Consider the following 9675-nt stretch of genomic DNA (forward strand, 5'->3'; position numbering starts at 1 on the left):
ATAACTTAAATTCAATCACAAGATTCGGAGATCGATGTCCATGTTCGGACAGTCTGCGAAGGTGGGCCCGCGTCACGACTGCCAAGGGCGCATGATGCCGGGTTAGATTGCGGCCTCCGCCGCTATCCGACCCATCCGGAGGGCAGTTCTTGGCCTACCGCCATACGATCGACGCCACGACCCACACATTCGCCGATTTGCGGGATTTGCTCGCCAAGGCGAGCCCGCCGCGCGCGGGCGACCGACTTGCCGGCATCGCAGCCGACAGCGCCGAGCAGATGATCGCGGCGCGGATGGCGCTCGCCGACGTGCCGCTCGCGCGGTTCTTGCAGGAGGCCGTGATCCCCTACGAGGCCGACGAGGTGACGCGGCTCGTCATCGACGGCCATGACGCGCGCGCCTTCGCGCCGGTCGCCGCCATGACCGTCGGCGGCTTCCGCGACTGGCTGCTCTCGGATGCCGCCACGCAGGAGGCATTGCGACGGCTCGCGCGCGGCATCACGCCGGAGATGGCCGCCGCGGTGTCCAAGCTGATGCGCAACCAGGACCTGATCCTGGCGGCGCGCAAATGCGAGGTGGTCACCGCCTTCCGCAACACCATCGGCCTGAAGGGGCGGATGAGCACGCGCCTGCAGCCCAACCATCCCTTCGACGACGCTCGCGGCATCACCGCCTCGATCCTCGACGGCATCTTGCTCGGCGCGGGCGACGCTTGCATCGGCATCAATCCGGCGAGCGACGATCCCGCCACGATCGCGCAGCTGCTGCGGCTGCTGGACGAGATCATCGCGAAGCTGAAGATGCCGACCCAGGGCTGCGTGCTCACTCACGTGACCACGACGCTGTCGCTGATCGGGCAGGGGGTTCCGGTCGATCTGGTGTTCCAGTCGGTTGCCGGCACGGAAGCCGCCAACCGCAGCTTCGGCGTCGATCTCGCGCTGCTTCGGGAGGCCCGGCAGGCGGGTCTGTCGCTCGGACGCGGCACCGTCGGGCGGAACGTGATGTATTTCGAGACCGGGCAGGGCTCGGCGCTGTCGGCCAACGCCCATCACGGCGTCGACCAGCAGACTTGCGAGGCACGTGCCTATGCGGTCGCCCGCGTCTTCGATCCCTTGCTGGTCAACAGCGTGGTCGGATTCATCGGCCCGGAATATCTCTATGACGGCAAGGAGATCATTCGCGCCGGCCTCGAGGACCATTTTTGCGGCAAGCTGCTCGGCCTGCCGCTCGGGGTCGACATCTGCTACACCAACCACGCCGAGGCGGACCAGGACGACATGGACAACCTGCTGACCCTGCTGGCGGCGGCAGGCGTCACCTTCATCATGGGGGTTCCGGGCGCCGACGATGTCATGCTGAACTACCAGTCGACCTCGTTCCACGACGCGCTCTATGTCCGCGACGTCTTCGGGCTGCGGCGGGCGCCGGAGTTCGACGATTGGCTGGCGCAGACCGGCATTGCCTGCAGCGATTTCCGCCTGGCTCGCGACGCCGGGCTGCTGCCGGATTTCGCCTCGCGGCTGATCGCGTGATCCGGAACAAAAGCGCGCGAAAGTCCACGGCTTGGGCCTGAACCGCGGAAACCATCGGCACCTCTCGGGGATTGAGGCCGTGTCACAATATTGAGGAATTTCGGGCCCAGCGTTACACTGTGTCTGTTCCTGCGGCCCCTGCGGGCTCGTCGCGTGAGGAAAGTTCGATGCGAGTTCAGAGCAACGGAACGATCCGGCACATTCTCTGTGTCTTCCCGCGTTACACCTCCTCCTTCGGCACCTTCGAACACGCCTATCCGCTGACCGCGGGCGTCAAGGCGTTCATGCCGCCGCAGGGCCTGCTCCTGATCGCGGCCTACCTGCCGAAGGATTGGCCGGTCCGTTTCGTCGACGAGAACATCCGTCCTGCCTCGAAAGAGGACTTCGAGTGGGCCGAGGCGGTGTTCGTCAGCGGCATGCACATCCAGCGCCAGCAGATGAACGACATTTGCCGCCGCGCGCACGAGTTCGACCTTCCGGTCGCCCTCGGTGGTCCTTCGGTCAGCGCCTGCCCGGACTATTATCCCGCCTTCGACTATCTCCATGTCGGCGAGCTCGGCGACGCCACCAACCAGTTGATCGAGACCCTGTCGCGCGACGTCTCGCGTCCGCCGCGGCAGGTCGTGCTGACGACCGGCGACCGTGTGCCGATGACGGAGTTTCCGATTCCCGCCTACGAGCTCGTCGAGATCAAGAAATATCTCCTCGGCAGCGTCCAGTATTCCAGCGGCTGTCCCTATCAATGCGAGTTCTGCGACATCCCCGGCCTCTACGGCCGCAACCCGCGCATCAAGACGCCGCAGCAGATCATCGCCGAGCTCGACCGCCAGCGCGAATGCGGCATGACCGACACGATCTACTTCGTCGACGACAATTTCATCGGCAACCGCAAGGCGGCGATGGACCTGTTGCCGCATCTGGTCGAATGGCAGAAGCGGACCGGCTATGTGGTGAGGCTCGCCTGCGAGGCGACGCTCAACATCGCCAAGCGCCCGGAAATCCTGGAGAAGATGCGCGAAGCCTTCTTCGTCACCGTCTTCTGCGGCATCGAGACGCCCGACCCGGACGCGCTGCACGCGATGCACAAGGACCACAACATGATGGTCCCGATCCTGGAGGGCGTACGCACCATCAATTCCTACGGCATTGAAGTGGTGTCCGGCATCATCATGGGGCTCGACACCGACGGCCCGAACACCGCGGAAGCGCTGATCGATTTCGCCGAGGAGTCGCGCATCCCGCTGCTGACGATCAACCTGCTCCAGGCATTGCCGAAGACGCCGTTGTGGGACCGGCTGGAGCGCGAGGGGCGGCTCGTCCATGACGAGAGCCGCGATTCCAACGTCGAATTCCTGCTGCCCTACGAGGATGTCGTTGCCTCGTGGAAGCGCTGCATGGAGATCGCCTACGCGCCGGCGAAGGTCTTCGCGCGCTGCGAATATCAGTGCACCCACACCTATCGCAACCGCGTCAAGGTGCCGGTGCCCGAGGAGATGAAGACCTGGGCTCACGCCAAGCGCGCCCTGATCATGCTGCGCAACATCTTCTGGAAGGTCGGCGTGCTCGGCGACTACAAGCGTGTGTTCTGGAAGTTCGCGCTGGGCCGGATCAGGCAGGGAGACCTCGAGGGGCTGATCGGCTGCACCATGATCGCACACCATCTGATCACGTTCACCCGCGCGGCGTCCCGCGGCCATCAGAACGCGTCGAACTACTCGATCCGGCTGCGCGAGGCGTCCGTTCCTGCCGAGTAACCGTGCCATGTCCGGCCCGCCAGCCCCGGCCCGCCCGACCCTGGACCTGCGGGCGCTGACGCCCGCGCGCGTGGCGCTGGGCCGCTGCGGCGCCAGCCTGCCGACCGGATCGTTGCTGAATTTCACGCTGGACCATGCCCGCGCCCGCGATGCCGTCCATGCGGCGTTCGAGGCGGAGCGGATCGTGGACGATCTCGCCGCGTTCGGGCTTCCCGTCTCCGCGGCGAGGAGCCGCGCCGTCGATCGCCGGGACTATTTGCGCCGGCCGGATCTCGGCCGGCAACTCGATGCCGCCTCCGCGGCTTGTCTTTCGGTAGGGACGGCGAGGTCCTGCGAGCTTGCAATCGTGATCGGCGATGGATTGTCGCCGACCGCGGTGCATCGGCACGCGGCGCCGCTGCTGAAGCGCCTGCTGCCGCTGTTGTCGGGCGCGGAGGCCGTCGCGATTGGCCACATCATTGTCGCGTCAGGCGCGCGCGTCGCGCTGGGCGACGAGGTCGGCGCCATTCTCGGGGCCCGCATGCTGCTGATGCTGATCGGCGAGCGGCCCGGCCTGTCGGCCCCCGACAGCCTCGGCGCCTACCTGACCTTCGCGCCGAGGCCCGGACGCACCGACGCCGAACGTAACTGCGTCTCCAATATCCACGGCGCCGGGCTGAGCCATGACGAGGCCGCGGTCAAGATCGCCTGGCTGATCCGCGAGGGGCTGGCGCGGCAGGTCACCGGCGTGGCGTTGAAGGACGACAGCGGCGAGCGGGCGCCGCGTCGAATCGGTACCCACCCACCCGAATGACTCTTCCGGCATCAAGAGCCTGGATCGCGGCATCTTGACTGTTTCGGCGCGCTGCCGCCTGCTTGCGAGGGGAGGGGCGGACCTGCTAAACCCGTGCGGCGTTTTCCCGCGTGTTTTCAAAGGGCAAGCCTCCCATCTCCAGGGCGTTTTCAGGCCCATCAGCGGTGCGCGATAAGCTCGACAGGCGAGTCGATTTCAGGAACTGGACAAGGCATGCTCGAAAAGCACAGCGAGAGTGAGGTTCATGTCGACAAGGTCGAGCAGGGACCGGCTTCCTCCATCGCTTTCGGGCTGGAGCGCCTCGGGCTGATCGCCGTCAAGGCGCCGGTCGTCTCCTGCCTCGTGCTGATCGCGCTGATCGTCGTCGCCATCTTCGGCATCGAACGCATCAAGATCGACGATTCGCTGTCGCAGCTGTTCCGCTCCAACACCAAGGAATTCCGCCAGTACGAGGAAGTCACCAAGCGCTTCCCGGCGACCGAGTTCGACGTGCTGGTGGTGGTCGAGGGCAAGACGCTGCTCGCGCGCGACAATCTCGAGAAGCTGCGCGACTTCGTCACCGACATCCAGCTCGTCGACGGCACCCGCGGCCTGGTGTCGCTGTTCTCGGCGCGGCAGGCGCCGGCGCCGGGCCGGCTGCCGGCGGCGCTGTTCCCACAGGAGCTGCCGACGGGCGCCGCCTACGACAAGTTCATCGCGACCGTCAAGAGCAACGAGATCATCCGCGGCAAGTTGTTGTCGGAGGACGGCACGCTGGCGCTGATCGTGCTGTCGCTCGATCCCAAGGTCGTCGCGAGCAACGATCTCGGCAAGACCATCGGCGACATCCGCAAGCTGATGAAGGACGATCTCGGCGACACCGGGCTCAACGTGCAGCTTTCGGGCGTGCCGGTGATGCAGCTCGAGATCCGCAACGCGGTCGAACGCGACGGGCTCACCTACAACATCCTCGGCATTCTCGCCGGCTGCATCATCGCCATCATCTTCTTCCGCAAGATCTCCTTCATGGTGGCGGCGGCGTTCCCGCCCATGATCGCGATCCTGCTGGCGCTCGGCGGGCTCGGCTGGGCCAATTTCAATCTCAACATGTTCCTGAACGTGATGACGCCGCTCATCATGGTGATCAGCTTCTCCGACTCGATGCAGCTCACCTTCGCAGCGCGCGACCGGCTGATCGCGGGGCAGGACAAGTATACCGCGTTCAGGAACGCCGTGCTGGTGGTTGGGCCGGCCTGCGTGCTGACGCACGGCACCGCCGGCATTTCCTTCATCGCGCTGCAGTTCTCCGATTCCGACCTGATCCGCAAGTTCGGCGAGGCGGGGCTGGCCGCGACCATGATCGCGCTCGTCGCGGTGCTGTCGCTGGTGCCGGTGTTCGGCGTGCTGTTCGTACGCAACGAGAGGGTCTTCGCGGTCAAGTTCCAGAGCGCGGACGCCGGCGTGCAGGCGCTGCGCAACTTCTGCTACTGGATCGCGGTGCGCATGGTCGGCCGGCCCGGCCTGTTCAGCCTGATCGCGGTGCTGTTCGTCGGCAGCCTCGGCGTCGTCTACGCCAATCTCCAGCCGCGCTACCGGCTCGCCGACCAGGTGCCGGACAAGCGCCAGGCCGTCGCGGCCTCCAGCCGGCTCGATGCGAAGCTCACCGGCGCCAATCCGATCGACGTGCTGATCGAATTCCCCAAGGGCGAATCGCTCTATTCGAAGAGCACGCTCGACACCATTGCCGAGGTGCATTCGATCGTGGAGAAGGCGGCCGGCGTCGGCAACGTCTGGTCGCTGGAGACCTTGCGGCGCTGGCTCGCCGAAAAGGCCGGCTCGACCGACGTTGCGACGCTGAAGGAATATGTCGACGTGCTCCCCGAGCACTTGGTGCGCCGCTTCATCGACAAGGAGCAGGACGCGGTCGTGGTGTCGGGCCGCGTGCCGGACCTCGACTCCAGCCAGATCCTGCCCATGGTCGAGAAGCTCGACCACGAACTCGACGCCGTGCGCAAGGCGCACCCCGGCTACGAGATCGCGGTCACCGGCCTGTCGGCGATCGCCGCGCGCAACTCGGCAAACATGATCGAGAAGCTCAACCGCGGCCTCACCGTGGAATTCGCGCTGGTCGCGATCTTCATCGGGCTCGCTTTCCGCTCCTGGGTCGTGATGTTCGCCTGCATTCTGCCCGGCATCTTCCCGGTGGTGCTGGCGGGCACCGTACTGTGGGCGCTCGGGGAGGGGTTGCAATTCGCAAGCGTGGTGGCGCTCACGGTCTCCTTCGGCCTGGGGCTGAGCGCGACCATCCACTTCCTCAACCGCCTGCGGCTGGAGGGCAAGCCCGGTGTCTCTTCGGCGCTCGCCGTGGAACGGGCCACCGTCCTGGTCGGGCCGGCGCTGATCCTGACCACGGTGGTGCTCGCCTGCGGCCTCGTCGTGACCGTGTTCTCCGACCTGCCGTCACTACGCCTGTTCGGCTGGCTCGGGGCCTTCTCGATGGTCGCGGCGCTCGTCGCCGATCTCTTCATCCTGCGCCCGACGGCGATGTGGCTGATCAACCTGCATGAGCGGCTTCAGGGCAGCGACAAGCGCGCGATCTGAGCGATCCGGGGCGAGCCGCGCCTCCGATCGCGGACGAGAAAAAACCCTGGTTCGGAACAACCAGGGTTCTTTGCAGTCTGGTCGGAAGGGGAAAGCGCGTCAGCTCTTCACCATCGTGATGTTGACGCCGCGGATCTCGCCCTTGGAGATGATGTTCACCGTCTGCTTGCTGCCGTTGGTGCGCAGCGTCAGGTTGGCGGCGAAGCCCGCAGCCTCGACGAACACGTCGATCTGGCCGCCGCCCGCTGTGCCCTGCAGCTCGCCGAACACGTTGCGGCTGGCTTCGCTCCACCTGCCGGAAATCCGGTCGCCCTGGCTCGTCACGTCGCTGGAGAGATCGAACTTGTAGCTGTCGCTGGCGCAGTGCAGGTTCTGCTTCAGGCTGAGGCCGCCGCCGCCGACCTTGTAGTCCGCCTTGCAGCGGATGCGCTCGGTCGAGCCGTCGGACAGCGATACCGTGCCGGTGCCCGACCACGCGCCGTCGAAGCCGGCAAAGGGCCCGGACTGAGCATGGCTCGCCGACACCGAGAACAGCAGTGCCGCGCCGATGCCGGCTGCCTTGATCGCCTGTCCAGATCGCCCAAAGAACTTCATGTCAGAATATCCCGCTTTGGAATGACGTTCCCATCAGTCAAGAACGCCTCGCCGCATCGAAAGTTTAGTGTCCCCCGTGCCGCACCAGGTTCAATGATTAAGAGCGAGCGATGCATCACTGCAACAGGTAAATGGCAAAACGCGGGGTTCCCGGATAATCTTGTAGTATCAACCTGTTACATCTGGCAAATGGAGGGTGCGAAAGGTACGATTTGCCGGGCTCGGGGCCAATTTGGCCGCATTTTCCGGCGCTTCTGCTCTTCTCGTTGCTGCGCGTGTCGCGGCACACCTCATCAGAACATTCCGTTCCGGCCGTCCGCCTGTGCTGTCGGGCAGCGGAGGATTCTGGCGTCAGAATGAAGGACCATCATGCGTAAGCTTCTCCTCGCTCTCACCGTGCTGTCGGCGTCGCTCTCGACGGCGGCGTTTGCCCAGCAACAGCGCAGCGGCACCCCCGAAGAGCAGAAGGCCTGCACCCGCGACGTGCAGAAGTTCTGCCGGCCCGTCATCGACCAGGGCGATTTCACCATTCTGGCGTGCCTGAAGGAGAACCGGTCGAAGATCTCGCCGGCGTGCGACCAGGTCCTGAAGACCCACAATCAATAAGCCTTGCGCGCCGGCGCCCGGCGGCTCCGCCGTCCGTCGCGCGGCCCGCAGGGGATGTCAGAGACAGGATTGGTTTTGCGGCCGTCTTCCCCTATATGGGGGCCGCGACGGCCTTGCCCGGCGTGACCCCGTGCAAGCGGAAGACCTTTCCCGTTCAGACGATTGTTGACCCGTCCTCGATGGCCTCTGCGAGCGAATTGCGATCCGGCAAGACCGACCGTGACGAGAATTTTCCCGTCGCGTCGTGGATCATTCATCCGCGTCATCGGGCGCTGATCCTGGCGTTCTACGATTTCGTCCGGACCGCCGACGACATCGCCGACCACGCCACGCTCGGCCCCGCGGAGAAGCTCGCCTTTCTCGACCTGCTCGAGCGCGAGCTGCTCGGAGGCGGCGACACCCAGGCCGAGGCCGTCAACCTGCGGCGCGCGCTCGGCGAGCGCGGCATGGCGCCGCGCCATGCGCTCGACGTGCTGGTGGCGTTCCGGATGGACGTGACCAAGCTGCGCTACGAGACCTGGGACGAGGTCATCCATTATTGCCGCTATTCGGCGATGCCGGTCGGCCGCTTCATGCTCGACGTCCACGGCGAGAGCACCGCGACCTGGGCCGCCTCCGACGCGCTCTGCGCGGGCCTGCAGATCAACAATCACCTGCAGGACTGCGGCAAGGATTTTCGTGCGCTCAACCGCGTCTATCTGCCGCGCGACGCGCTTGCCGCGAGCGGTGCTTCGGTCGAGCAGCTCGGGCTCGACCAGTCGCCGCCCGCGATGCTGCAATGCCTGCAGGCCCTCGCCGCACGCAACGAGCAGCTGCTCGGGGAGAGCAAGTCGCTCAGCGCCGAGGTGAGGGATCTTCGCCTCGGCCTCGATATCGCGGTGATCCAGGCCTATGCCGACCGCATCGTGCGCCTGCTCAAGGTGCGCGATCCCCTGCGCGAGCGGGTGCATCTGAACAAGCTCGAACTCGCCACCTTCAGCCTCGCCGGCATGCTCGGCGAAATCGGCCGCCGTGCCATCGGGCGCAAGGCGATCTCCAATCCGGGGCCGGCGCATGACGCTTGAGGCGACGCCGCCCAGCGCCGCATACGGCACCAGCGCATCCGGCAGCTCCTTCTACGCCGCGATGCGCATCCTGCCGCGCGCCCAGCGCGAGGCGATGTTCCAGATCTACAGCTTCTGCCGTCAGGTCGACGACATCGCCGATTCCAACGGGCCGCGCGACGAGCGCCTTGCGGCGCTCCAGCAGTGGCGCGACGACATCGACGCGCTCTATCGGGGCCGTCCGCCGGCCCGGCTCGCCGACTACGTCGCCTCGGTGAAGAGCTTCGGCCTCAAGCGCGAGGATTTCCTCGCCATCATCGACGGCATGGAGATGGACGTGCCGCAGGACATCCGCGCCCCCGACATGGCGACGCTCGATCTCTACTGCGATCGCGTCGCCAGCGCCGTCGGGCGGCTGTCGGTGCGGGTGTTCGGCATGCCCGAAGACGACGGCATCCAGCTCGCGCATCATCTCGGCCGGGCGCTGCAGCTCACCAACATCCTGCGCGACATCGACGAGGACGCGACGCTCGGGCGGCTCTATCTGCCGCGCGAGGCCCTGCTGCATGCCGGAATCACCGGCAGCGATCCGATGCGCGTGACCGCCGAGCGCGCGCTGCCAAAAGTCTGCCTGCCGCTCGCGCAGCGGGCGAAGGCGCATTTCGACAAGGCGAACGAGATCATGGACCGCAACAGGCGCCGCGCCGTGCGTGCGCCGCGGATCATGTCGAGATACTACCACGCGATCCTCGACCTCCTGCTCGAGCGAGGCT

At 66.0% G+C, this 9675-nt stretch carries 8 protein-coding genes; 7 read left to right on the forward strand and 1 reads right to left on the reverse strand.

Going from position 1 to position 9675, the window contains the following annotated elements:
- The first annotated feature begins 149 nt into the window (after positions 1–149).
- The 4 genes from KGM94_RS04035 (at position 150) to KGM94_RS04050 (ending at position 6659) form a co-directional block, all read left to right on the forward strand.
- Positions 150–1532, forward strand: coding sequence for an ethanolamine ammonia-lyase subunit EutB (locus tag KGM94_RS04035; protein ID WP_300255222.1), 1383 nt, complete (start codon positions 150–152; stop codon positions 1530–1532).
- 167 nt (positions 1533–1699) lie between these two features.
- Positions 1700–3286 (forward strand): B12-binding domain-containing radical SAM protein, encoded by a 1587-nt coding sequence (locus tag KGM94_RS04040; protein WP_300255223.1) that lies wholly within the window; start codon positions 1700–1702, stop codon positions 3284–3286.
- Between the two features lie 7 nt (positions 3287–3293).
- Entirely contained in the window at positions 3294–4079 is a 786-nt protein-coding gene (gene eutC, locus KGM94_RS04045; RefSeq protein WP_300255224.1) for an ethanolamine ammonia-lyase subunit EutC, read from the forward strand.
- Between the two features lie 213 nt (positions 4080–4292).
- The gene (locus KGM94_RS04050; protein WP_300255225.1) at positions 4293–6659 is read left to right on the forward strand and encodes an MMPL family transporter; all 2367 of its coding nucleotides are present in this window, start codon (positions 4293–4295) and stop codon (positions 6657–6659) included.
- 99 nt (positions 6660–6758) lie between these two features.
- Here KGM94_RS04050 and KGM94_RS04055 read toward each other — a convergent pair whose 3' ends face one another.
- On the reverse strand, positions 6759–7253 hold the full coding sequence (locus tag KGM94_RS04055; protein WP_300255226.1) for a hypothetical protein: 495 nt from the start codon (positions 7251–7253) through the stop codon (positions 6759–6761).
- A 369-nt stretch (positions 7254–7622) separates the two neighbouring features.
- On the opposite strand from KGM94_RS04055, the gene KGM94_RS04060 reads away from it, so the two are divergent.
- From KGM94_RS04060 to hpnD, 3 genes are all read left to right on the forward strand, one after another.
- On the forward strand, positions 7623–7859 hold the full coding sequence (locus KGM94_RS04060) for a hypothetical protein (protein ID WP_300255227.1): 237 nt from the start codon (positions 7623–7625) through the stop codon (positions 7857–7859).
- A 179-nt stretch (positions 7860–8038) separates the two neighbouring features.
- Complete coding sequence (gene hpnC, locus KGM94_RS04065; RefSeq protein ID WP_300255228.1) at positions 8039–8923, forward strand: squalene synthase HpnC; 885 nt, start codon at positions 8039–8041, stop codon at positions 8921–8923.
- The coding region (hpnD, locus tag KGM94_RS04070; protein ID WP_300255229.1) for a presqualene diphosphate synthase HpnD at positions 8913–9675 on the forward strand (763 nt) is incomplete at its 3' end. The genes hpnC and hpnD, both read left to right, overlap by 11 nt.

The organism is Bradyrhizobium sp., assembly GCF_028868675.1.
Lineage (GTDB): Bacteria > Pseudomonadota > Alphaproteobacteria > Rhizobiales > Xanthobacteraceae > Bradyrhizobium.